Origin of the sequence: Cupriavidus basilensis (assembly GCF_008801925.2) — a bacterium.
Classification (GTDB): domain Bacteria; phylum Pseudomonadota; class Gammaproteobacteria; order Burkholderiales; family Burkholderiaceae; genus Cupriavidus; species Cupriavidus basilensis.
This window is the reverse complement of sequence record NZ_CP062803.1, coordinates 1,145,353-1,166,651: the sequence shown is the minus strand read 5'-3', so window position 1 is coordinate 1,166,651 and position 21,299 is coordinate 1,145,353. Positions and strand designations below refer to the sequence as shown.

Here is a 21,299-nt window from a genome sequence, read left to right as displayed (position 1 = left end):
CGGGCGGTGGGCAAACCAAGGAGGAGACATGGAACAAGGAAACGGGCAACGCCACGCAAGCGGAGGCTTCCAGCAAATCGTCCAGCGCGAGCAAGGCCTGCACCGCAGCCTCAAACCCGCGCAGCTCGCCATGATCGCCATTGGCGGCGCCATCGGCACCGGCCTGTTCATGGGCAGCGGCTTTGCCATCGGCTTCGCCGGCCCCGGCGTGCTGCTCAGCTACGCCATCGGTGCACTGGTCACGCTGCTGCTGATGGGCTGCCTGGCCGAGATGACGGTAGCCCACCCCACCTCCGGCTCCTTCGGCGCCTATGCCGAGCACTATGTCAGCCCGCTCGCCGGCTTCCTGGTGCGCTACGCCTACTGGGCCTCGATCGTGCTCGCGGTCGGCACCGAAGTCACCGCCGTGGCGCTCTACATGGGGTACTGGTTCCCGCAGGTGCCCGCCTGGTTCTGGATCGTCTCGTTCTCCGCCGCGCTGATCCTGATCAACCTGGTGGGCGTAGGCATCTTCGGCGCCGTCGAGTACCTGTTCTCGATGGTCAAGATCATCGCCATCGTCGCCTTTATCCTGGTGGCCGCCTACATCGTCTTCGGCGCGCCCGGCAGCACCGGCAGCGGCGCGGCCGGCGCCGGCTTCCATCACTACACGGCGCACGGCGGCTTCCTGCCAAACGGTTTGTGGGGCATGTGGGTCGCGGTGATCGTATCGATCTTCAGCTACCTCAGCATCGAGATGATCGCGGTCGCCGCCGGCGAAGCCCAGGACCCCGAGCGCGCCGTGCTGCAAGCCTTCCGCTCCACCATGATCCGGCTCGGCCTGTTCTATCTGCTCACGCTCGCGCTGATGCTCGCCATCGTCCCCTGGAACCAGGCCGGCGCGCAGAAAAGCCCCTTCGTCCAGGTGATGGAAGCCGTCCACGTGCCGGGCGCCGCCGCCATCATCAACTTCGTCGTGCTGATCGCCGCGCTGTCCGCCATGAACAGCCAGCTCTACATCACCACCCGCACCATGTTCAGCCTGGCACGCGCCGGGCAGGCGCCGCGCAGCTTCGGCGCAGTCAGCAAGCGCGGCATCCCCGTGCGCGCGCTGCTGCTCTCCAGCATCGGCATCGCGCTGGCCACCGGCCTCAACGTCTTCTACCCCGGCGATGCCTTCCTGCTGATGATGGCCATTTCCATGTTCGGCGCCCTCTTCACCTGGTTCATGATCTTCGTCACCCACTACCGCTTCCGCCGCCAATGGGCCGCCGCCGGCAACCGCCCCCTGGCCTTCCGCATGCGCGGCTTCCCCGTGCTCACGCTGCTAGGTGCCGGCATGCTGCTGGCCATCATGCTGACCACCCTGTTTACCGACGCCTTCCGCATGACGCTGCTCACAGGCATCCCCTTCCTGGCAGTGCTCAGCGTGGCCTACCTGCTCCGGTTCCGCCATCGTGCCGGGCCCGCGCCACTGCCCGCCAACGACGCCGCCTGAATGACCGCGCCGCCACCCGGCGGCGTGCCTGCAGGGACTCCCGGCAAAAAATTTGCTCCTGGACTTCACAGCAAAAAAAAACGCTGCTATGATTGCGGGCTTCATCCAGTTGTTGACGGATGGTGGGCCGAAGTAGCTCAGTCGGTAGAGCAGCTCATTCGTAATGAGAAGGTCGGGGGTTCGATTCCTCTCTTCGGCACCATTAATTAGATCTAAGCCCTTGAATTTCAAGGGCTTTTTTCTTTTCTGGCGTCACTTTGCCGCCTCGACTTCAGCCCCGGGCCATGGAGACGACTCAGCGCCTCGCGAGCACGGCGTCTGCCTGCTCGGTTCGGCGCAGGCCTCCCTGCAATCGACATGCGTGATGGTGCCCGCCTTCCAACGGCGCCGCACCGGGCGGCCCGATGGTTTAGCAGCGCCTTCTCGGCCGCGTCGAATTCACCCATCCGCTTCTTGCAGGCAGCCAGGCCGCCGCCGCCAAGACTCGTCAGCACCCTCTCCATGCCCTAGCGGTTACCGTCCTTGGCGTAGACAACGGGTAGCGCGGATAGGCACGATTTGGCACGGCACGTTTAGCAACGGCCTACTGTTGCGTTAGTGGCTCGTTAAAGGCGGGAGCCCGCAGAAGTAGAGCCACCCCACGAAGCTACTACATTGGAGAAGCAGCAATCGTGGAAGAATCCGGCGATGCTCAATTTCCGACTGCGGGCGCTGGCAGCGCTCCAACTCACTGCGATCAAAATGGTCAGAAAAACAACCCTCATAACCCTTGGCCTCCTCCTTTGCCTCACCAGGCCAGCACATGCGCTAGATGACAAAACCACCACTGCCTTAGCAGCTGGCAGCGCCGCAATCAGTGCGGCAATCAGCTACTGCCATGGGAAATACGGCAAGGTCTATGAAGGTGGCCCAGGCGCCGCGTGCTTTGAACGGGCGAAGGCCGCGCTCAGCCCATACAACTTCGAGGTCATCGGCCAGCGAATGCTTGCAAAATGCGGCCCGGCAGGATTGAAGAGCAGATGCCTGACCACGGAAATCTCAGACATGGTTGCCGCGTTCTTGCTAGTCTTCGACGCGAATAAGGTCTAGATGCCCGCCGGACCTTCTGTGGGCGGCTAGGCCTGCCGGCCTTGGGGGCCGGCGCTGCGTGCGGCGGTTCGCCGACTGCCTCACAGCGGGGCAGGTCTGCTCAAAAGGCGCAGTACGCTAGCTACCCTCCGCGTTCCCCCACACCGCCCACGTTACGTAACGCGTAACACCGCCGCGCCATCCGCCCGCGTGGCGGCCCATGGCATCCGCCCCCTCCCCGTCATCGGCAGATCGCCCGCAATCCCTTATCTGGCGCGGCTTCCAGCCTGCCCCCATTCGCCTCGCACCACCACCGCACCACGTCAGCAAGCGCCGTCGGCCAGATGGCACGGTGATTGCGCTTGTCCTTGTCATTCACGCGCGAGCGCGCAGCGCCATGCCGCCGCTACTCGGGGAGCCCTGTCGCGCGCCGCGCATCGACAGGGACTTGCATGACGGGCCACGAAGAATGAGAGAGCAAATGACATCAGTTTTCAGCAGCGAGGAGTTGGACGCGTATTTCTCTTCGTACGCCGGCATGGAGGGGGGGAACATCGGCGCGGCGGTCTGGATATGCGATAAGGAGCCCCACCTGCTTGCGTCTACGCCGGGTGCCTCGCTGGCGCCGGTGCATGAGCCGCCCGCCTGGGACAGCGCATTCCGCGAGCGCCACCGGCATGACATGCCGCGCTGGCAAACGCACCAGCGCCTCGCCCGCATCATGGCGGCGACGCGCGCGGCAACGCTGCGTGAAACCATGCCGGGGCTGGACTGGCGCGGCTACTTCGACCAGTACCTCTACGCGCCGCGCGGCTGGGAGTTCAAGATCAATCTCTACCCTCTGCCCAAGCCGCAGCAGATGGACCTGTCGCAGATCGAGACCTTTCGCCGCAACCCGTGCCTCAGCCCGAACTGGCGCTATGTGGAATTCTGCCGCCAGGGTGGGCGCTTCCGCTTTATCGCGGAGCAGCGCCGGCGCATGCGTCCCAAGGTGATTCTCTGCACGGGGCAGGCCGAGGAAGAGGAATTCCTGCTGGCGTTTGGCTTCCAGGGCGTGCCCTGCTCGGAGCATCACCTGCAGCCGGCAGACCTGGTCAAGACGCTGCGCGTGTATTCGCACGAGGGCACGCAACTGGTCATCTGCCCGAAGGTGGGCGGGCCGACCGGCATCAACTCGGACACGCTGCTCGACGCGATGGGCGCCTTCCTGTCGGTCTGGCTCGACGCAGCGGATTTTCCGGATGTGCGCGCGCAAGCCATGCGTGCGGAGCCGCCCGCCGGCACCGCGCACCTGGCCTGGCGCACGATGGCGCACAGCCAGGCCGGTTCCGCCAGCGCGTCTGCCGCATGACCTGACCCAAGCGCGCATCGTCAAACGCGTGTTTGCCTGATTGCGCCATGCCCTGGCGCTGCCGCATGGCAGCCGCCAGCGGCATAGCAACCCTCCCCCGCCTGCCTGCGCAAGCTCGCGGAACGTGCCGTATTACCGGCACGTTGACATCCGCTTGCCCTCCAATCCCCTCCATAGGCTTACGGCATTCGATTGATTGAATCCCTCGCGCCGAAGCACCAGACTGGTAACACGATAAATACAAGACCGGCCCGCCGATCCAATTGGCCGCCGGGACTGATGACGAAGCGGCCGCACAGCACGCGGTACGCGTTCGCACTTGCCACGCAACCGGGGAACATCATGCACACCGCCGCCACCTAGGGCCGCCGGCGCCACGCCGGACTCGCGCAGGATGGCTGCGCCCGCACGCCGATTCGCGTCGCGTCCAGCCAGCTCCCAGCCAAGACAATCGACAAGGAAGCGGCCATGGATGCTTATCCAGTTCCTGGCGCGGCGAGGTATCGCCTTTTTCCGCGCAAGCTCCTGATGGTGATGGTGTTTGCGCTAGGCGCATCTCTGTGGGCGGCCGCCGCCCGCGCGGATGACAGCACGCCGCCAGACCCCCCGGCAGATCCGGCACAGGCTACGCCGGCGCCCGCGTTCAGCCCCCAGGTCTGGCTAAACGCCGGGTTTCTCTCTTACCACTTCAATCATGCGGCGCACTACAACGCGGCCAACTGGGGCATCGGCGCGGATGTCCGCATCACCGAGGATTTCACCTTGTCGGCCGGCGAGTACCGCAACAGCATGCGCGATCACTCCACCTATGCGACCGTCACCTGGCAACCTCTGCATCTTGGCCCGGTACGGATCGGTGCCACGGCGGGCGCGGTGCGCGGATATCCGGATGTCAATCACGGTGGCTGGTCGCCAATGGCGGCGCCCGTCATCAGCATCGAGTATGGGCGCGTGGGAGCGAACCTGATCTACGTGCCGACGATGCGGGGGAAGGTGGATGGCTGCATCTCGCTGCAACTCAAGATCCGGGTCTGGTAGGCGACTCCGTGGTGGGAAGGCAGAGGGAAAGGTAAGGGGGAAGGCGGAAAAAAAAGCGCCGCATGCAAGAGCATGCAGCGCCACGGAAGGAGGGCCAAGGGATTAGGCCCTCTCGGGAAAACCACCCCCGGGGAGAGAGCGGTAAGTGACTACTTTAGCGAGCGGAGCCGCATCAACCAATCAGCCACTTCCCAATGCATGCGGAGAAATTTCCGCAAACCCTTCCGTTCCGGCTTATAGCAAATGGCTTATGGCTTGAACGTATCGCCCAGCACCACGCCCTCACGACGCGGATCGGCCCCGCCGACCAGTGCCGTCGACCCGCCCACGGTGGTGCGGATGATGGCGCTCAAGCCGCTCGACTGCGCCGTCACGTTGACCACGTGGCCGAGCCCGCGCAGGCCCTTGACCAGCGGATCGTTGTCGCCGGCCAGGCCGCCGGCCGGCTTGGTGGCGTCCACGTTGGGATGCTCGCCGCCGACCATCATGCCGCTGGTGGCGCTGTTTGAGCCACCGAAGTCGATCATCGACACAGCCTGCTGCGCGTCCATCTTCCAGTCCAGCACGCCCACCAGGGTCTTGGCTACGTACTGGATGATGCTGGCGCCGCCCGGCGAACCGGTGGTCATGTAGAAGTCGCCGCGCGAGCCGTCGGCATTGCGCTTGAACACCAGCGTGGGCGCCATCGAGCTGCGCGGGCGTTTGCCCGGCTGCACGCGGTTGGCGATCGGCACGCCGCCGGCATCGGCGGGCGCCGCGTTGAAGTCGGTCAGCTGGTTATTGAGCAGGAAGCCGTTGGTGAAGTGATACGAGCCGAGGCCGGCCTCGATGGTGGTGGTCATCGAGACCACGTTGCCGTACTTGTCGGTCAGCGACAGGTGCGTGGTGCCGTGCTCGTTGATGACCGACGGGGCCAGCGGCACGGCGCCGAGGTCGCCCGCGGCGACCGGCAGCGTCATGGAGCCCACCGTGCTGATCAGGTCTGCCCGCTTGCGCAGGTAAGGCTTGTTCAGCATGCTTTCCCAACTACCGCCCGGCAGGCCGACGAAGTCGGTATCCGCCACATACTTGTTGCGGTCGGCATAGGCCAGGTTGCCTGCCTCGGCCATCAGGTGGACGCCGAGCACGTTCGGGCGGCCGCCGTTCTTGTCCATGTTCGACGGCGCATAGCGCGACATCTCGTAGTTCTCGACGATGCCCATGATCTGCGCCACCGCGATGCCACCGGAGGACGGCGGCGGCATGCCGCAAATCTCGTACTCGCGATAGGTGGTGCAAACCGCCGTGCGTTTCTTGGCGACGTAGTTCTCGAGGTCGGCCAGCGTGGTCAGGCCTGGCGTGGCGGTGCCGCCGTAAGTGTTCTGGATCTTGGCGACGATCGCCTGGGCAATCGGGCCGTTCTTGTAGAACGCATCCGCGCCGCCGCTGGCGACCGAGCTGAACACATTGGCCAGTGCCGGGTTCTTGATGATGGTGTTGACCGCGCGCGGGGTGCCGTCGGCATTGAGGAAATATCCGGCCATCTCGGCGTCGCGCTTGATGCTGGCGGCCGTCACCGGGTTGCTGACCGCCGAGGCGATCGCGGCAGCCATGCGCGGCGGAATCGCGAAGCCATCGGTCGCCAGCTTGATGGCGGGAGAGAACAAGTCCTTCCAGGCCAGCTTGCCGTGCTCGCCGTGCGCCAGCTCCAGCACGCGCAACGTGCCGGGCGTGCCGATGGAGCGGCCGCTGTGCGTCGCGTTAGGTGCCGGCGGAGTCTGGTCGGCGGCGGACTTCCATTGGATATAGTTGCCGTCGGCGGCGGCCGGCGCCATCTCGCGCCCGTCGTAGGCGGTGACCTGCTTGGTGGCCGCGTCGTAGTACATGATGAAGGAGCCGCCGCCGATACCGGAGGATTGCGGCTCGACCAGGTTGAGCACCATCTGCGCCGCTACCGCGGCGTCCACTGCCGTGCCGCCGTTCTTCAGCACGTCGCAGGCGGCCTTGGTCGAGACCGGGTTGTTGGTCACCGCCATATAGGTCTTGGCGTAGACCGTATTCTTGGGCGCATAGCCGGTGGCGATCTCCGGCGCGTTGGGGTCGCCCGGCAACACCACGGCTTCGCCGCCGGTGGTGCCGTTCAGTTCGCAGCCCGCGACCACCGTCGGGGTGGTCGAAGCCGGGGCTGTGGTTGCAACGGGATCGTCGCCGCCGCAGGCACCCAGGGTCAGCGCCAGGCAGGCTAGCGCGATGGCGCTGATCCGGGTCGGCGTGAATCGGGGGCCCGCCGGATCCATAGGCGAGGTCACCGCTTCGTGAGCAGTTTTTGGCATGTTCTTCCTGTCTTATGTTGAGGCTTCAGAAAATCGACGCTTCCCTCGTCGATCGCCGCAACCGCTGCTGATGGGGGAGCGGTTGTGACGAAGGATCAACATAGACCTGCCATTCACGATTCTGAATAGCTACATGTCTGGATTTACAGACATGTGAACGTGGTTCATACTTGGGAGTGCTGCAAGATGCGCATCAGGCTGTCGGCGGCATGGACACGTTGACGCCCTGCCCCCTCGCCCCCCCTGGATTGAAGCGCGGCTCAGGCGGCCAGCACTTCGGCCTCGAGCATGCTGCTGATGGCGGCTTCCAGGGTCACAAGGGCTGCGGTCTTGGGCAGGCAGCAGCAGATGCCGTAGCCCATCTCCGGCGGCGGCATGTGCAGCCACATATTGTCCGACAGCAGCAGCACGCGCTGGGCGGGCAGCATGCTCCGCAGCTTGCGCAGCAGGCGCCAGCCGCTGGTCACGTCCTGCGGCATGCCAAACACGAGCAAGCCGGCCTCGCGGATCGTGGCCCCGTGCATGGAGAGGTCGTCGGGATCCACGCCGTCCACCTGCGCCACGCCTGGCATGCTCTCCAGCATGCGGGCCAGGCCGAGGCGCAGCAGCGCGCATTCGTCGATCACCACCGCCCTGAGCGGCGCCGTGCCGTGCGACGCTAGCGGCAGCCTGGCAACCTGCCGCGCCGACATGGCCGATGGCACGCCCGGCGAGACGCCTCGCGCGGTGATGCTGTCTACGCCTGCCCGGCTGGTGAGTGCCATGTCCATGATTCCTCCTTTTGCTTTTTTTCTGGAACGGCGCCAGCGGGGACGCCTGACAGGGTACGGTGCAAGGCACGTGCCAGCCGCCAACGCGGGTTCCCGCGCGCGGCTGGGCAGGCCGCCAGGCCTTGCGGCGCAAGGGATTGCCGCTTGCGCGGGCGGCGCGCGGCGCGGCCCGGGCGGGGCCGGGGCATGTTACGCGTCACGTAACGTGTTCCGCATATTGTTCCGCACGGCACAAGCAAAACCGCCGCGCAAGAGCGCGGCGGCCGGCGTGCTACGGGAAGCGAGGGTGACTCAGACCAGCGCGATGCGGTCCTCCACCAGCCGGATATGGCCGCCCGGCTTGTCCTCCATGATCTTCATCGACTTCTGCCCGATATGCAGGCTGCACCCCCCGTGGATGCGCCGGCTCACCTCGATCACCGCCTCGGGAGACGGGCGAAGCTGCTCGGCAAGCTTGGCCAGCCTGGCGTCGAGCGCAATCGAGTCGCGGGTGAGCTTGAACAGTGTGGCGCGCGCCTTTTCGCGCAGGTCGCCCACCGCTTTCTCGGGATTCTTGGCGAAGAAGCTGACCAGCTGCTGCACCTTGGCCTGCTCCGCCTCCAGCTGGCGGCGCTGGGCCTCGAGCTCGGCCTTCTCGGCTTCGGCGTAGGGGTTGGTGCCCACCTGCACGGTGGTGGCGGTGCCCGCGGAGGCGCCAAGGGTGGCGGTGCGCACAGCCAGTTGCGCACGGCAGCGCCCGCCGGTGATGTTGCCCTGGCCACCCTTGGGGCTGCCGGCAATGATGCTGCGCCCGGCGCAGACGTCGCTCTGGCGGATGCCGCTTTCCACCTTGACCTCGGTGCCAGCCTCGACCACCGCGCTTTCGATGAAGCGCGCATGCAGCGAGCCCTTGCAGGTCACCCGCGCCAGCGCGACGCCCTCGGCGCCCTGTTGTGTGCCTTGATGGATGCCTTGATGCGTGCCCTCGGCCTTGCCGATGATGCCGCCCTTCACCACCACATTGCCGCCCGCCTCCACGTGGGCAGCCTCGATGGTGCCGGTGACGATCACATCGCCGGTCACGCGCACGGTCATCCCGGTCCTGATATCGCCGTTGACGCGCAGCGTGCCGTCGAAAGTGACGTTGCCGGAATGCATGTCCACTGCTTCCACATCGACCACCGGGCTCACCGATGCGCCCTGTGCCAACAAGGACGGCGAGCCCGAGATCGCCGCCACTAGTACCTCCGGATCGGCGGGATCCGGCGCCACGCCGCTCAAGCCGTCCGCAAATGGCGGATCGGCGGCCGGCACGGCGGGCACCACCTTGCCGAAGACATCGATGCCGTCGCTGCCCTGGCGTGCCGGGATGCGCCGCATCAACGGCGTGCCGGGATTGACCAGCAACAGCGTGCCCAGGTCACGCAGGTCGATGCGGCCGCTTTCGTCCTCGGCAACCAGCGGCTTGGGCGGGGCCAGCAGGCTCTCGAAGCGCGCCGGCATGCCGGGCAGCGGCGCGCGTCCCGTGGCAATCTCGAGCCCGTCGCAATAGCCCGCCTCGACCGCGCCACGCAGGGCGGCGCTGTCCGGCTCGGCCTTGATGCCGCGCTCGGCCAGCGCGGCACGGATCTCGTCGCGTGACACCTCGCGCCCGCCTTGCGGCGGCAGCAGGTTGAGCCGCACGCTCAAGTTGTCGCTGCTGACGCTGAGATCGAAGTAGCCGTCGGTCAGCTCGCCGATCAGCGCCTCCACGGGCGTCCCCTCGGTGGCGCGCTGGCATTGCGCGAGAAAGGTGCCGATTGCGGCGGTGTCCAGTTTCGCCTGCGCCCAGCCGCCCCTGGCCAGCGCCTCTTGCAGCGCGGCGCGGTCCGGCGCCATGCGGCCCGGCATGGCGGCATACGCCGCGCGCAGCTGCCGCGCGCTGTCGTCCAGGCTAACCCGTAAGCCGCCGTCCCCTGTGTCTTGTCCCCGGTTTTCCATTCGGTTGTTCCATTGATGGATCATGTCCGGACGGCTCCGCCCCGTCCTCGGGGTCGTCCGCAATCCCGGCCTTGGCAGTGCCGCGCCGCCGCTGCGCCATGGCGCGGCCGCCCGGTGCCCGTGGCCTGCCAGGCAGGCCTTTGAAGCCGGGGATGTCATTGATGCGCCGCGGGATCTTGGTCCCTTTCCGACGCACACAACACCATCGGCCGTTTCGCCGGAAACTTGAGCCGCGGCGCAGCCCGCACCCCACCGCCCGAGGCGAAAAATGTACACTTCTGCCCATCGACGGAATGCCGTGCCGCAATGCCAGGGGATCACAGATGATTGTGCGAGACCGCCCATCGGGACCGAGGTTGTTCCTGGTCCTGCGAGGCTCGATCCTGTCGCGCATCTGGCGCGTGCTGCTGGTGAACTTGCTGGTAGCGGTTGCCGTCACGCTCAGCCACGGCGCGTTCTTCCAGCACAAGATCACGCTCACCGCCATCCCCTTCACGCTGATCGGCCTGCCGCTGGCCATCTTCCTGGGCTTTCGCAATACCGCCGCCTACGATCGCTTCTGGGAAGGGCGCAAGCTGTGGGGAGAGCTGGTGGTGCGCAGCCACAACCTGGCACGGCAATGCCTCAGCCTGATCGCCGACAACGTGCCGGACAGCGCCGGCCATAAGCCGGCGGGCCTGAACGACGCGCGCGTGCGCATGATCTCCCGCACGATTGCCTACGCGTACGCGCTGCGCAACCGCTTACGCGGCGCCAGCGCCGCCACCGGCCTGGACCCCGCGTGGCTGCGCCCGGCAGAGCTCGCCGACCTGCAGCGCACCACCAATGCGCCCGCCTTGCTGATGATGCGCATGGGCGAAGACCTGGGCCAGTGCGTGCGGCAGCACCGCGTCGAGCCCTGCCTCGCCGCCGGCATCGACGACACCTTGTCGGCCATGATGGCCACGGCGGTGGCGTGCGACCGCATCCACAACACGCCCATCCCGTTCTCGTACACGCTGCTGCTGCACCGTACCGCCTACCTCTATTGTTTTTTGCTGCCGTTCGGGCTGGTGGATACCATCGGCTTCGTCACGCCCGTGGTGGTGGCCATCGTGGCCTACACCTTCTTCGGCCTGGATGCGCTGGGCGATGAGCTGGAAGAACCGTTCGGCAGCAGCGCCAACGACCTGCCGCTCGATGCGCTCTGCCGCGCCATCGAGATCGGCATGAAGGAAGCGCTGGGCGAGACCGAGCTGCCGCCACCGCTCGTCCCCGTGGATTACTGCCTGCTATAGCGGGCCTGTTCAGGGGGCTTGTTTAGGGGCCTTTCCGGGGGCGCCTGGCAAGGCGGGGCCGGCATGCGCCGGTTGCACCACTCGCCCGGGCAAGCGCGACTTTCGGTAAACTGCCGCTGTACCGGCGCAGCGTCGTCCGGCTTTGGCGCACGCCTCACCGCTTTTCCCCAGGTTCCAGACATCCCAGATGGCCCAGAAGTCCCCGGCGTCCAAGACGCCCGCCGCACCGGCGCCCAGCCCCCACGAAATCCGCCCCGGCCAGTCCATCGAACTGCTCAAGGCGCTGCATATCCTCACGCGCGACGGCAAGATGAACCAGGACAGCCGCCGCAAGCTCAAGCAGGTCTACCACCTGTTCCAGTTCATCGAGCCGCTGCTGCAAGACCTCAAGCAGGATCACCCGGACGTGACGCTGGTCGACCACGGCGCCGGCAAGTCCTACCTCGGCTTCATCCTGTATGACCTGTTCTTCAAGGCGCAGCTCGACCAGTCGCACATCTACGGCATCGAGACGCGCGAAGAACTCGTGCGCAGCTCGCAGGAACTCGCCAGCCGGCTAGGCTTCAAGGGCATGTCGTTCCTGAACCTGTCGGTGGCGGATTCAATCACCTCCGATCAGCTTCCGCCCACCATCGACATCGTCACCGCGCTGCACGCCTGCAACACAGCCACGGACGATGCGATCCGTTTCGCGCTGGAAAAGCGCGCCAAGTACATCGTGGTGGTGCCGTGCTGCCAGGCCGAGGTGGCGGGCGTGCTGCGCAAGAACAAGGGCAAGCTGCTGGCCGGCAATCCGCTGACCGAGATCTGGCGCCACCCGCTGCATACGCGCGAGTTCGGCAGCCAGGTGACCAACGTGCTGCGTTGCCTGCAGCTCGAGGCGCATGGCTACCAGGTCAGCGTGACCGAGCTGGTGGGCTGGGAGCACTCGATGAAGAACGAGCTCATCATCGCGCAGTACAAGGACCTGCCGCGCCGCCGCCCGGCCGAGCGGCTGAACGAAGTGCTGCGCACGCTGGGACTGGAAGAGATGGAAGCGCGCTTCTATACGCAGGAGCCGGCTGCTGCCGGCTGAAGCTGGCTCGCGCCAAGCCAATGGCGCGCGGCTGTCCGCAAATGGAAACGCGCCGCTTCGACGGCGCGTTTTTTATGTCCCGCTGGCCTCGGTCATCAGCTTGCGCCAGCCGTCGTGGCCGAGCCGGCGCATGGTTTCCTGGTTGCGCTCGTAGATCTCCGACGCATCGGGAAAAGCCGCCACGGCGCGCGCGATGCTGTCCTCGCGCAGCAGGTGCAGGATGGGGTAAGGCGCGCGGTTGGTGTAGTTCTCGATGTCGTCCGGCTCGCTGCCGCCGAACTCGTAGTGCGGATGGAAGCTGGCGATCTGCAGGATGCCCGCCAGGCGCAGGCTCTTGAGCAAGCGCTCGGCGAAATAGAGGAAATCGTTGTAGTCGAGAAACTCGGCCAGCGCGTGCGGCACGATCAGCAGGGTCGTGTCGATCTCGGCGGGGTCGGCTTCGGCGAGCGTGCGCAACTCGGTTTCGAGATTGGCGAGCACGCCCTCGGTATCGGTGGCATCGCTCACCGTGTAGCGGATCTGCCGCTTCACGTGCACGGCCTTGGCGAAAGGGCACAGGTTGAGGCCGATCACTGCGCGTTCCAGCCATTGCTGGGTGGCGTCTACGATGAACTGGCGGGATGGCGAAGCGATGGGCATGGCGATGCGTGACGCAGGGAACGGCGCTAAACGCGCTAAACCGCTATTTTAGCCTCCCGCCCAAGCAGGCCGAAGGCGCTCAGCGCCGCGGCCCGTAGATCTGCCTGGCCAGCGCGTCCGCCTGGCGCATGGCCGCATCGCGCTCGGCCGTGCTCAGCTTTGCGCAGACGTAATCCAGGTTGGCGGTGTCCAGGTCGGTGACATGGCGCTCGCCGGACAGCACGATCACCTTGCGCCACATGCAGGCCTTGACGCGGTCACGCTCCAGCCCGAGGCAACCGGACTGCAGGCAGTACGAGAGGTTGCGCTGGGACAGGAAATCGCCTTTCATCGCCTTTTCCTGCAACCCCTGCGCGGTTTCCTGCGCGAGCGCCGGGTGCACGCCGGCTACAAGACCCAGCAAGCCCAACAAGCCCAGCAAGACCGGGACGAAGGCCCGCGCGGCGGGAAGAGGCAACGACAAGCGGAACGGCAAGGGCATGGCAGGCGCGGGAGACCCGTGGCACAAGGGAAGGCGCGATATTAGCAGCTGCCCCTGCCCTATATAATCCGATCCGCCGCCCCCTGCCTTGCGCCCCTTTGCGCGATCGACCGCCTTGCCCCGGATCCAACCCATGTCTGCACCCACCGCCTCCCTCCCTGCTGCCAGCGTCGCCGTGATCGGCGGCGGCCCCGCGGGCCTGATGGCGGCGGAGGTGCTGGCCGCGCGCGGCTTTCGCGTGGACGTGTATGACGCCATGCCCTCGGTTGGCCGGAAGTTCCTGATGGCCGGGCGCGGCGGCATGAACCTCACGCATTCCGAAGCGGCGCAGCCCTTCCTCGGGCGCTATGGCAAGCGCAGCGCGCAAATCGCGCCGCTGCTGGCGGGCTTCGATCCGCAAGCGCTGCGAGGCTGGGTGCACGGCCTGGGCATCGAGACCTTCGTCGGCAGCTCGGGCCGCGTCTTCCCCACCGACATGAAAGCCGCGCCGATGCTGCGTGCGTGGCTGCACCGCCTGCGCGAGGCCGGCGTGCGGTTCCATATGCGCCATCGCTGGCTGGGCTGGGACGATGCATCGGGCCAGCTGCGCTTTGCCACGCCGGATGGCGAGTTGCTGGTCCAGGCCGATGCCACAGTGCTGGCGCTTGGCGGCGGCAGCTGGGCACGCCTGGGTTCCGACGGCGCATGGGTACCGCTGCTGGCCGCGCGTGGCGTGGACATCGCCCCTTTGCGCCCCGCCAACTGCGGCTTCGACGTAGCCTGGAGCGAGCACTTCCGCACGCGTTTTGCCGGCCACCCGCTCAAGGCCGTGGCCATCGGGCTGCGCGATCGCGATGGCGTGGAGCACTATCGCCAGGGCGAGTTCGTCATCACGGCCGGCGGCATCGAGGGGAGCCTGGTCTATGCGCTGAGCGCGCCAATGCGCGACCTGCTCGAAGCCACGGGCGAGGCCACGATCCATCTCGACCTTGCGCCGGGCCTGCCGGCCGAACGCGTGGCCGAAGCGGTGCGGCGCCCGCGCGGCGCGCGCTCGCTATCGAGCCACCTGCAGAGCAAGCTGGGCATCACCGGCGTCAAGGCCGGCTTGCTGCGCGAGTGCTTGTCAAAGGAAGAATTTGCCGACCCCGCGCGGCTGGCGGCGGCGCTCAAGGCGCTGCCCGTGCGCCTGCTGCGCGCGCGCCCGATCGATGAAGTGATCAGCAGCGCGGGCGGCGTCGCGTTCGAGGCGATGGACGCGCAATTGATGCTGCGCGCCGTGCCGGGCGTGTTCTGCGCCGGCGAGATGCTGGACTGGGAAGCGCCCACCGGCGGCTACCTGCTGACCGCCTGCCTTGCCAGCGGGCGCGCGGCCGGGCTGGGGGCCTCGGCCTGGCTGGAAGCGGCCGGGGCTGCCGGGCGCTAAGCCAGCCTGGGCTCGCTCAGACCGCCTTGCCGTTGACGATGCTCAACGCCACGGCCTCGGCCACTTCGATGCCATCGATGGCAGCGGAGTAAATGCCGCCCGCATAGCCGGCGCCTTCGCCGGCCGGGTACAGCCCTTCCACGTTCATGCTCTGGTAGTTGTCCTTGCGGCGGATGCGCAGCGGCGACGACGTGCGCGTTTCCACGCCGGTCAGCACCGCGTCATGCATGGCAAAGCCGGCGATCTTCTTGTCCAGTTCCGGCAGCGCTTCGCGGATGGCTTCGATGATGTAGTCGGGCAGCGCGGTGGACAGGTCCGTCGGCGTGACACCCGGCTTGTAGGAGGGCTCGACCGCGCCCATCGCCGTGGACGGCCGGCGCGCGATGAAGTCGCCCACCAACTGCGCCGGCGCGTTGTAGTTGCGCCCGCCAAGTTCGAAGGCGCGCTCTTCCCAATGGCGCTGGAAGGCAATGCCGGCCAGCGGGCCGCCGGGGAAATCCTCCGGCGTGATGCCCACCACGATGCCGGCATTGGCATTGCGCTCGGCGCGGATGTACTGGCTCATGCCGTTGGTCACCACGCGGCCCGGCTCCGAGGCCGCGGCCACCACCGTGCCGCCCGGGCACATGCAGAAGCTGTAGACCGCGCGCCCGTTGCTGGCGTGGTGCACCACCTTGTAGTCCGCCGCGCCCAGCAGCTTGTTGCCGGCGAACTTGCCAAAGCGGCTGCTGTTGATCATGCCCTGCGGATGCTCGATGCGAAAACCCAGCGAGAACGGCTTGGCCTCCATGAACACGCCGCGCTCATGCAGCATCTCGAAGGTGTCGCGCGCGCTGTGACCCACCGCCAGGATAACGTGGTCGGCCTGCAGGTACTCGCCGTTGGACAGCTTGAGGCCGCGCATCTTGCCGCCCTCGATATCCACGTCCTCGACGCGGGTCTCGAAGCGGACCTCGCCACCCAGCGCGAAAATCTCGGCGCGCATCTTCTCCACCATGCTGACCAGGCGGAAGGTGCCGATGTGCGGGCGCGCGAGGTAGAGGATGTCCTCCGGCGCGCCGGCCTTGACGAACTCGTCGAGCACCTTGCGGCCGTAGTGCTTCGGGTCCTTGATCTGGCTGTAGAGCTTGCCGTCGGAGAATGTGCCCGCCCCGCCCTCGCCGAACTGCACGTTCGACTCGGGGTTCAGCACGCTCTTGCGCCACAGGCCGAAGGTGTCCTTGGTGCGCTCGCGCACTTCCTTGCCGCGCTCCAGGATGATGGGCTTGAAGCCCATCTGCGCCAGGATCAGGCCGGCGAGCAAACCGCACGGGCCCATGCCGATCACCACCGGGCGCAGCGAGGTGCCCGGTGCGGGTGCCTGGGCGACGAAACGGTAGGCCATGTCCGGCGTCACGCTCCAGTTCGGCTTGCCGGCCATGCGCTGGATCGCCGCGGCTTCGTCCTTCACCGCGATATCGAGGATATAGGTGAGCTTGATATCGGAGCGCTTGCGGGCATCGTGCGCGCGGCGGTACACGGTGAACCCGGTCAGGCCATCGGCCTTGACGCCGAGCTCGGCGAGGCGGGCGAGGACCACGGCCTTGAGATCGCTCTCGGCGTGGTCGAGCGGGAGTTTGACTTCACATAGACGTAGCATGGGAACCTGGAATTCTGCGGCCGGTGGGTCGGCCCTGTAAGGGGCGCGGACTGCACTCTGGTTGAGCGTCGGGCTGGCCGGACCGCAATTTTATCGTTTTTAGCGCCAGGGTCCGCATTCTCTGCCACGAGCGTGCGAAATTGTGAGATCTTCCGCACCCCGGCAAGATAACCAGCAAGGAAGAAAGATGATCGATGCACTAGTCAGCGGCAGGCTCCACGGCCACGCCAGCGAACGTTCCGGCCAGGGCGGCAGCCAGTACGTGACCGCCAAGCTCAAGGCAGCGATCAACGATGGCGACACCGTCATCGTCAATGTGATCGCGTTTGCCGACAAGGTGCGCGCAGGGCTGCTGGCGCTGGAGGACGGCGAATCGGTCGCGCTGTCAGGCAGCCTCACGCCCAAGGTCTGGACCGACAAGAACGGCGACACGCGGCCCGCCCTGGACCTGGTGGCCCATGCCATGCTGAGCGCGCACGGCCAGCAGGACTGACCGCCCCAGGGCGGCCGTCCCGGCCAGGGGCGCGTCAGGCCTGCGCCGGCCGCAGCCAGCGGGTCCACCAAGGCCCGGCCGCGGGTGCCTGCAGCCGCAGCGTGGCCGCCTGCCGGGCCAGCACTTCCACCCAGCCGGGCGACAGCGCCACCACGCTGCCGGCAGGCAGGCGGCGCGGCTGCCGCCACACGGTGCCGGCCAGCCAGCGCGGCGCCTCGGTGAGTTCGATTTCGCCCTCCAGCACGCACAGGGTAGTGCCGGCCATGGCATGGAAACGCAGCACGCGGCTGCTTTCGAGGTCGATTGCCTGCGCTTGCGGCTTGGCGCCAGCTGGCGTGGGCTGCACGGGCTGGACAGTGGGGATGATCGGGTCTGAACGATAGCTTTGCATGATGCCGGCTCCCTGGCTTTGACAGGATTCCAGACTACCGATGCGGGCCGGACCAAAACAGGCACACGCCTGTGGCTTGTGAACCGTAACAGAGGCATAACAGAGCATCTGTTACGATACAGAAGACCCAGATCTGTATCTGTTGCGCTGGCCGCCGCCGCGCCACCATGCCGCATGGAATCCGCCCCCCTCTACCGCCAGATTGCCCAGCACTACCTGCACGCCATTGAGACGGGCGTTTTGAAGCCGGGGGACCGCGTGCCCTCCGTGCGCACGCTGATGGAGCTGCACGGCGTGAGCGTGTCGACCGCGCTGCAAGCCTGCCGGCAGATGGAAAGCGATGGCCTGCTCGAGGCCAGGCCGCGCTCGGGCTACTTCGTGCGGCACCGCCGGCACAAGCCGCTGGCGCCGATCGAAGAGCCTGCCGCCACGCTGCCGGACCCCGCTCAATATGTGGGCATCCATGAGCGCATCTCCGCCATCACCGCGCGCGGGCGCCAGCAACCGGTCGCGGTGAACTTTGCCGGCGCCTGCGCCGCGCCCGCGCTGTACCCGGCACAAGACCTGCGCAATGCGGCGGCGCGCGCGCTGCGCCTGCACCCGCAGCTGTTCGGCAGCGCGGCCGATTCCGGCGGCCATCCAGCCTTTCGCGCCGTGCTGGCGCGCAACGCGCTGCTCTCGCGCGTCACGGTTGCGCCGGAAGAGATCCTGGTGACCCACGGCTGCACCGAGGCGCTCAACCTCGCCCTGCGCGCGGTGGCACAGCCGGGCGACGTGATTGCCGTGGAGTCGCCCACCTACTACGGCCTGCTGCAGATCCTGGAGAGCCTGGGCATGCGCGCGCTGGAGATTCCCAGCAGCCCGCAGACCGGCATCTCGCTCGATGCGCTGGAACTGGCGGCGCAGACCTACGACAACATCCGCGCGGTGGTGGTGGTCCCGAACCTGCAGAATCCGCTGGGCAGCATCATGCCGGATGCCAACAAGGCGCAGTTGGTGGCCTGGTGCGATGCGCGCGCCATCGCGCTGATCGAGGACGACTGCTTCTCCGCCCTGGCGGACGGGGACGCGCCGCTGGCCGCCCTCAAGGCCTGGGACCGCAGCGGCGGTGTGATCCATTGCGCCTCGCTGCACAAGATCCTGGCTCCCGGCATGCGGCTGGGATGGATCGCCGCGGGCAAGTGGCAGGCACGCGTGGAAATGCTCAAGTACAGCCAGTCGCGGCCCAACGAGTTGCTGGCGCAGATGGCGGCGGCCGAGTTCATGGGTTCCGGCGCGTTCGAGCGGCACCTGCGGCGCCTGCGCGAGCAATTGCGCAGCCAGCGCGCGCAGGTGGCGCAGGCGATCGCCGCCGAGTTTCCTGCCGGCACGCGTGCCTCCAACCCGAACGGCGGCCTGCACCTGTGGGTCGAGCTGCCGGGCTCGGTCCCGTCCGAGGCCGTGTTCGACCAGGCCATGGCGGCCGGCATCCGGGTCGTGCCCGGGGTGATGTTCTCCAACTCCAACCGCTTCGACCATTTCCTGCGGCTCAATTGCGGCACGCCGTTCACGCCGGAGATCGAGCGCGCGTTGCGCACGCTCGCCGCGGTGGTGGCGCGCCTGGCGGACCAGCCGTAGCGGCCGATGGCGGATGGCAGGCGATGGGCATGGCGCGCCACATCCGTCAGCGCGCGCCACCATTCGCTCCCGGCATCGTGCCGTTCATCGCAGCGCGCTAGGCGGCGGCGGACCGGCCCGGCATCCTTGCGAACATTGCCGAAACCGGCAGGCCGCGCTCCCAAGGAGAACCAGATGCCGCACCCCTCCCTTTCGCTCGCCATCGAGACCGTGGGCTCCGCCCCGCGCCTTTGCACCGCCCGCCGCGCCGACCCGGCGCATCGGCCGGTCCGCGCCGATGCCAGGGCTGGCCAGGACACAAAAGACAACACCGCGCGCACGGAGCATGACCACGGACAAAGCAGCCCCCCCAGGCTTGCCGATACCATCGGCCGGGTTCCTGTCCAGACCTTGACTGAGATGACTCATGCCAACTCCGCTGCCAGCGGCAAGCTCGATGAACTGCGCACCCTGGCCTCGCACCTGACCGCCGGATCGCTGCTGCAGGCGGCCACGCTGCAATTGATCGCCGAGCAAGAGAACACGCAGCACCGGTATGCCCCGGCGCGCATCGCCGAGCTGTCCCGCCAGGGCTGACGCGCCGGCGGGCGTCATGTGTGGGTTTTTACGCCACACACTACCCATTTCCTCCCCTGCTGCCCTATGCTATCGCTCGTAGCGAGCATGGCGGCGGCCCCGGCAGATCCGAGGCGGCGCAAAGCCAGCCGTGCCACACGCGTGCCAGCGCTGGCCCGCGCCGAACGGGATTGGGATGGGGATCGGGATTGGGAAAAGACGCATTGATGGCAACGACCGAAACGTCGCGGATCGACAACGAGTACAAGGCATTGTTCCAGCTGGCGCCGGTCTCGCTGTGGCTGGAAGACTTCAGCGCCGTGCGCGAGCACTTCCAGGCCCTGCGCGCGCAGGGCGTGACCGACCTGCGCAGCCACCTGCGCGCCAATCCCGAGGAAGTCGCGCATTGCTCGGCACGGATCCGCGTGCTGGACGTGAACCAGCGCACGCTGGACCTCTTCCGCGCCGCCGACCTCGCCGACCTCGTCAATAACCTCGATACTGTCTTTCGCGACGAAATGTTCGACCAGCACGTCGAGGAACTCGGCCAGCTGTGGGACGGCGGGTTGCGCTTTTCAAGCCAGACCGTCAACTACACGCTGGAAGGCAAGCGGCTGGACATCCGCCTGGATGCCACCGTCATGCCCGGCCATGAGGCCACCTGGGAACGCGTGCTGCTGTCGATCGAGGACATCACTGCGCGCGTGGCCACCGAACGCGAGCTGCGCCGCAGCGAGCAGTACGCGCTGGGCCTGTTCGAGCATTCGCCGGTCTCGCTGTGGGTCGAGGATTTCAGCGCGGTCAAGGTGCTGCTCGATGAAGTCCGCGGCGCGGGCATCTCGGATTTCCGCACCTTCCTCAACGTGCATCCGGATTTCATTTCGCGCTGCATGCAGGAGATCCGCGTGCTCGACGTCAACCAGCAAACCCTGCTGATGTTCAGCGCGTCGACCAAGGAGGAGCTGCTCTCGCGCCTGGGCGACGTGTTCCGCGACAATATGCGCATCCAGTTCGCCGAGCAGTTGATCGACCTCTGGAACGAGAAACTCTGGCAGCAGCGCGAAGTCATCAACTACGCGCTGGATGGCCGGGCCGTGGACGTATTCATGCAGTGGTCGGTGTTTCCCGGCCGCGAGGCGGAATGGGACCAGGTGCTGGTGTCGCTGACCGATATCACCGCGCGCAAGAAGGCCGAGGCCTATGTCGAATTCCTCGGCAAGCACGATGTGCTGACCAAGCTCTACAACCGCGCCTACTACGAAGACGAACTCGCGCGGCTGGGCCGCAAGGGCCCGTGGCCGGTCAGCGTGATCGCGGTCGACCTCAACGGCCTGAAGCAGGTCAACGACCAGCTCGGCCACGGTGACGGCGATGCGCTCCTGCGCCGCACCGGCGAGGCGCTGAAGAAGGCCGTGGGCGACCAGGCCTGCGTGGCGCGGGTCGGGGGCGACGAGTTCATGGTGCTGCTGCCGGCGCGCGACGAACGCAGCGCGGCCACGGTGGTCGAGCAGATCCACCAGGTGGTGGAGCTCAACAACCAGTTCTATCCGGGCACCGCGCTCAGCCTGTCGATCGGTACCGCAAGCTGTAGCGCAACGGAGCGCCTGAGCGACGCCGTCAAGCTGGCCGACGCCCGCATGTACCAGGCCAAGCGCGCCCACTATGAGGCGCTCGATGACGAGCGCGAGCGGCGGCGCCGATAGGCAACCGCCGATGGGCAAAAGAAAGGGCCGGCATCAGCCGGCCCTTTCTTCT

General features: G+C 67.0%; 18 protein-coding genes and 1 tRNA gene. 12 read left to right on the top strand and 7 right to left on the bottom strand.

What is annotated here, in order from left to right; genetic code table 11:
• The first annotated feature begins 28 nt into the window (after positions 1–28).
• From F7R26_RS05260 to F7R26_RS05240, 5 genes are all read left to right on the top strand, one after another.
• A complete protein-coding gene (locus F7R26_RS05260) occupies positions 29–1,477 on the top strand; it encodes an amino acid permease (RefSeq protein WP_150986252.1) in 1,449 nt (482 codons plus the stop codon).
• 126 nt (positions 1,478–1,603) lie between these two features.
• Positions 1,604–1,679: transfer RNA gene (locus F7R26_RS05255), tRNA-Thr, on the top strand.
• 452 nt (positions 1,680–2,131) lie between these two features.
• Positions 2,132–2,566 (top strand): hypothetical protein, encoded by a 435-nt coding sequence (locus F7R26_RS05250; protein WP_150986253.1) that lies wholly within the window; start codon positions 2,132–2,134, stop codon positions 2,564–2,566.
• A gap of 460 nt (positions 2,567–3,026) precedes the next feature.
• Positions 3,027–3,896, top strand: coding sequence for a transcriptional regulator (locus F7R26_RS05245; protein ID WP_150986254.1), 870 nt, complete (start codon positions 3,027–3,029; stop codon positions 3,894–3,896).
• A 468-nt stretch (positions 3,897–4,364) separates the two neighbouring features.
• Positions 4,365–4,934, top strand: coding sequence for a hypothetical protein (locus tag F7R26_RS05240; RefSeq protein WP_150986255.1), 570 nt, complete (start codon positions 4,365–4,367; stop codon positions 4,932–4,934).
• A 248-nt stretch (positions 4,935–5,182) separates the two neighbouring features.
• On the opposite strand, the gene F7R26_RS05235 is transcribed toward F7R26_RS05240, so the two are convergent.
• The 3 genes from F7R26_RS05235 to F7R26_RS05225 form a co-directional block, all read right to left on the bottom strand.
• Complete coding sequence (locus F7R26_RS05235) at positions 5,183–7,246, bottom strand: gamma-glutamyltransferase family protein (RefSeq protein WP_416351306.1); 2,064 nt, start codon at positions 7,244–7,246, stop codon at positions 5,183–5,185.
• Positions 7,247–7,506: 260 nt separating this feature from the next.
• A complete protein-coding gene (locus tag F7R26_RS05230) occupies positions 7,507–8,016 on the bottom strand; it encodes a response regulator (RefSeq protein ID WP_241754427.1) in 510 nt (169 codons plus the stop codon).
• A 291-nt stretch (positions 8,017–8,307) separates the two neighbouring features.
• The gene (locus tag F7R26_RS05225; protein WP_241754426.1) at positions 8,308–9,999 is read right to left on the bottom strand and encodes a DUF342 domain-containing protein; all 1,692 of its coding nucleotides are present in this window, start codon (positions 9,997–9,999) and stop codon (positions 8,308–8,310) included.
• 299 nt (positions 10,000–10,298) lie between these two features.
• Between F7R26_RS05225 and F7R26_RS05220 the strand changes: the two genes are divergently transcribed.
• Positions 10,299–11,252 (top strand): bestrophin family protein, encoded by a 954-nt coding sequence (locus F7R26_RS05220; RefSeq protein ID WP_150986256.1) that lies wholly within the window; start codon positions 10,299–10,301, stop codon positions 11,250–11,252.
• Positions 11,253–11,439: 187 nt separating this feature from the next.
• Positions 11,440–12,327 (top strand): class I SAM-dependent methyltransferase, encoded by an 888-nt coding sequence (locus tag F7R26_RS05215; RefSeq protein WP_150986257.1) that lies wholly within the window; start codon positions 11,440–11,442, stop codon positions 12,325–12,327.
• Positions 12,328–12,399: 72 nt separating this feature from the next.
• On the opposite strand, the gene F7R26_RS05210 is transcribed toward F7R26_RS05215, so the two are convergent.
• Together F7R26_RS05210 and F7R26_RS05205 are read right to left on the bottom strand one after the other, a co-directional pair.
• Complete coding sequence (locus tag F7R26_RS05210; protein ID WP_150986258.1) at positions 12,400–12,966, bottom strand: DUF1415 domain-containing protein; 567 nt, start codon at positions 12,964–12,966, stop codon at positions 12,400–12,402.
• A 79-nt stretch (positions 12,967–13,045) separates the two neighbouring features.
• Positions 13,046–13,447 (bottom strand): hypothetical protein, encoded by a 402-nt coding sequence (locus F7R26_RS05205; protein ID WP_150986259.1) that lies wholly within the window; start codon positions 13,445–13,447, stop codon positions 13,046–13,048.
• Positions 13,448–13,580: 133 nt separating this feature from the next.
• Here F7R26_RS05205 and F7R26_RS05200 point away from each other — a divergent pair, with 133 nt between their 5' ends.
• Complete coding sequence (locus F7R26_RS05200) at positions 13,581–14,849, top strand: TIGR03862 family flavoprotein (RefSeq protein WP_150986260.1); 1,269 nt, start codon at positions 13,581–13,583, stop codon at positions 14,847–14,849.
• Positions 14,850–14,865: 16 nt separating this feature from the next.
• On the opposite strand, the gene F7R26_RS05195 is transcribed toward F7R26_RS05200, so the two are convergent.
• Positions 14,866–16,488 (bottom strand): NAD(P)/FAD-dependent oxidoreductase, encoded by a 1,623-nt coding sequence (locus F7R26_RS05195; RefSeq protein WP_150986261.1) that lies wholly within the window; start codon positions 16,486–16,488, stop codon positions 14,866–14,868.
• Between the two features lie 187 nt (positions 16,489–16,675).
• Here F7R26_RS05195 and F7R26_RS05190 point away from each other — a divergent pair, with 187 nt between their 5' ends.
• Positions 16,676–16,981 carry a single-stranded DNA-binding protein gene (locus F7R26_RS05190; protein WP_150986262.1) on the top strand — a complete coding sequence of 102 codons (306 nt, stop codon included), beginning with the start codon at positions 16,676–16,678 and terminating at the stop codon, positions 16,979–16,981.
• Between the two features lie 34 nt (positions 16,982–17,015).
• On the opposite strand, the gene F7R26_RS05185 is transcribed toward F7R26_RS05190, so the two are convergent.
• Complete coding sequence (locus tag F7R26_RS05185) at positions 17,016–17,372, bottom strand: hypothetical protein (protein WP_150986263.1); 357 nt, start codon at positions 17,370–17,372, stop codon at positions 17,016–17,018.
• 174 nt (positions 17,373–17,546) lie between these two features.
• Between F7R26_RS05185 and F7R26_RS05180 the strand changes: the two genes are divergently transcribed.
• From F7R26_RS05180 to F7R26_RS05170, 3 genes are all read left to right on the top strand, one after another.
• Complete coding sequence (locus F7R26_RS05180; protein ID WP_150986264.1) at positions 17,547–18,989, top strand: aminotransferase-like domain-containing protein; 1,443 nt, start codon at positions 17,547–17,549, stop codon at positions 18,987–18,989.
• A gap of 174 nt (positions 18,990–19,163) precedes the next feature.
• Positions 19,164–19,565, top strand: a complete 402-nt coding sequence (locus F7R26_RS05175; RefSeq protein ID WP_150986265.1) for a hypothetical protein — start codon at positions 19,164–19,166, stop codon at positions 19,563–19,565.
• A 206-nt stretch (positions 19,566–19,771) separates the two neighbouring features.
• On the top strand, positions 19,772–21,247 hold the full coding sequence (locus F7R26_RS05170; protein ID WP_150986266.1) for a sensor domain-containing diguanylate cyclase: 1,476 nt from the start codon (positions 19,772–19,774) through the stop codon (positions 21,245–21,247).
• Positions 21,248–21,299 lie beyond the last annotated feature (52 nt).

Coding starts and splice junctions, on each gene's coding strand:
- F7R26_RS05230 (WP_241754427.1), bottom strand. CDS start 8,016: ATGGACATGGCACTCACCAGCCGGGCAGGCGTAGACAGCATCACCGCG.
- F7R26_RS05200 (WP_150986260.1), top strand. CDS start 13,581: ATGTCTGCACCCACCGCCTCCCTCCCTGCTGCCAGCGTCGCCGTGATC.
- F7R26_RS05245 (WP_150986254.1), top strand. CDS start 3,027: ATGACATCAGTTTTCAGCAGCGAGGAGTTGGACGCGTATTTCTCTTCG.
- F7R26_RS05225 (WP_241754426.1), bottom strand. CDS start 9,999: ATGATCCATCAATGGAACAACCGAATGGAAAACCGGGGACAAGACACA.
- F7R26_RS05260 (WP_150986252.1), top strand. CDS start 29: ATGGAACAAGGAAACGGGCAACGCCACGCAAGCGGAGGCTTCCAGCAA.
- F7R26_RS05180 (WP_150986264.1), top strand. CDS start 17,547: ATGGAATCCGCCCCCCTCTACCGCCAGATTGCCCAGCACTACCTGCAC.
- F7R26_RS05210 (WP_150986258.1), bottom strand. CDS start 12,966: ATGCCCATCGCTTCGCCATCCCGCCAGTTCATCGTAGACGCCACCCAG.
- F7R26_RS05195 (WP_150986261.1), bottom strand. CDS start 16,488: ATGCTACGTCTATGTGAAGTCAAACTCCCGCTCGACCACGCCGAGAGC.
- F7R26_RS05190 (WP_150986262.1), top strand. CDS start 16,676: ATGATCGATGCACTAGTCAGCGGCAGGCTCCACGGCCACGCCAGCGAA.
- F7R26_RS05215 (WP_150986257.1), top strand. CDS start 11,440: ATGGCCCAGAAGTCCCCGGCGTCCAAGACGCCCGCCGCACCGGCGCCC.
- F7R26_RS05175 (WP_150986265.1), top strand. CDS start 19,164: ATGCCGCACCCCTCCCTTTCGCTCGCCATCGAGACCGTGGGCTCCGCC.
- F7R26_RS05205 (WP_150986259.1), bottom strand. CDS start 13,447: ATGCCCTTGCCGTTCCGCTTGTCGTTGCCTCTTCCCGCCGCGCGGGCC.
- F7R26_RS05170 (WP_150986266.1), top strand. CDS start 19,772: ATGGCAACGACCGAAACGTCGCGGATCGACAACGAGTACAAGGCATTG.
- F7R26_RS05220 (WP_150986256.1), top strand. CDS start 10,299: ATGATTGTGCGAGACCGCCCATCGGGACCGAGGTTGTTCCTGGTCCTG.
- F7R26_RS05185 (WP_150986263.1), bottom strand. CDS start 17,372: ATGCAAAGCTATCGTTCAGACCCGATCATCCCCACTGTCCAGCCCGTG.
- F7R26_RS05240 (WP_150986255.1), top strand. CDS start 4,365: ATGGATGCTTATCCAGTTCCTGGCGCGGCGAGGTATCGCCTTTTTCCG.
- F7R26_RS05235 (WP_416351306.1), bottom strand. CDS start 7,246: ATGCCAAAAACTGCTCACGAAGCGGTGACCTCGCCTATGGATCCGGCG.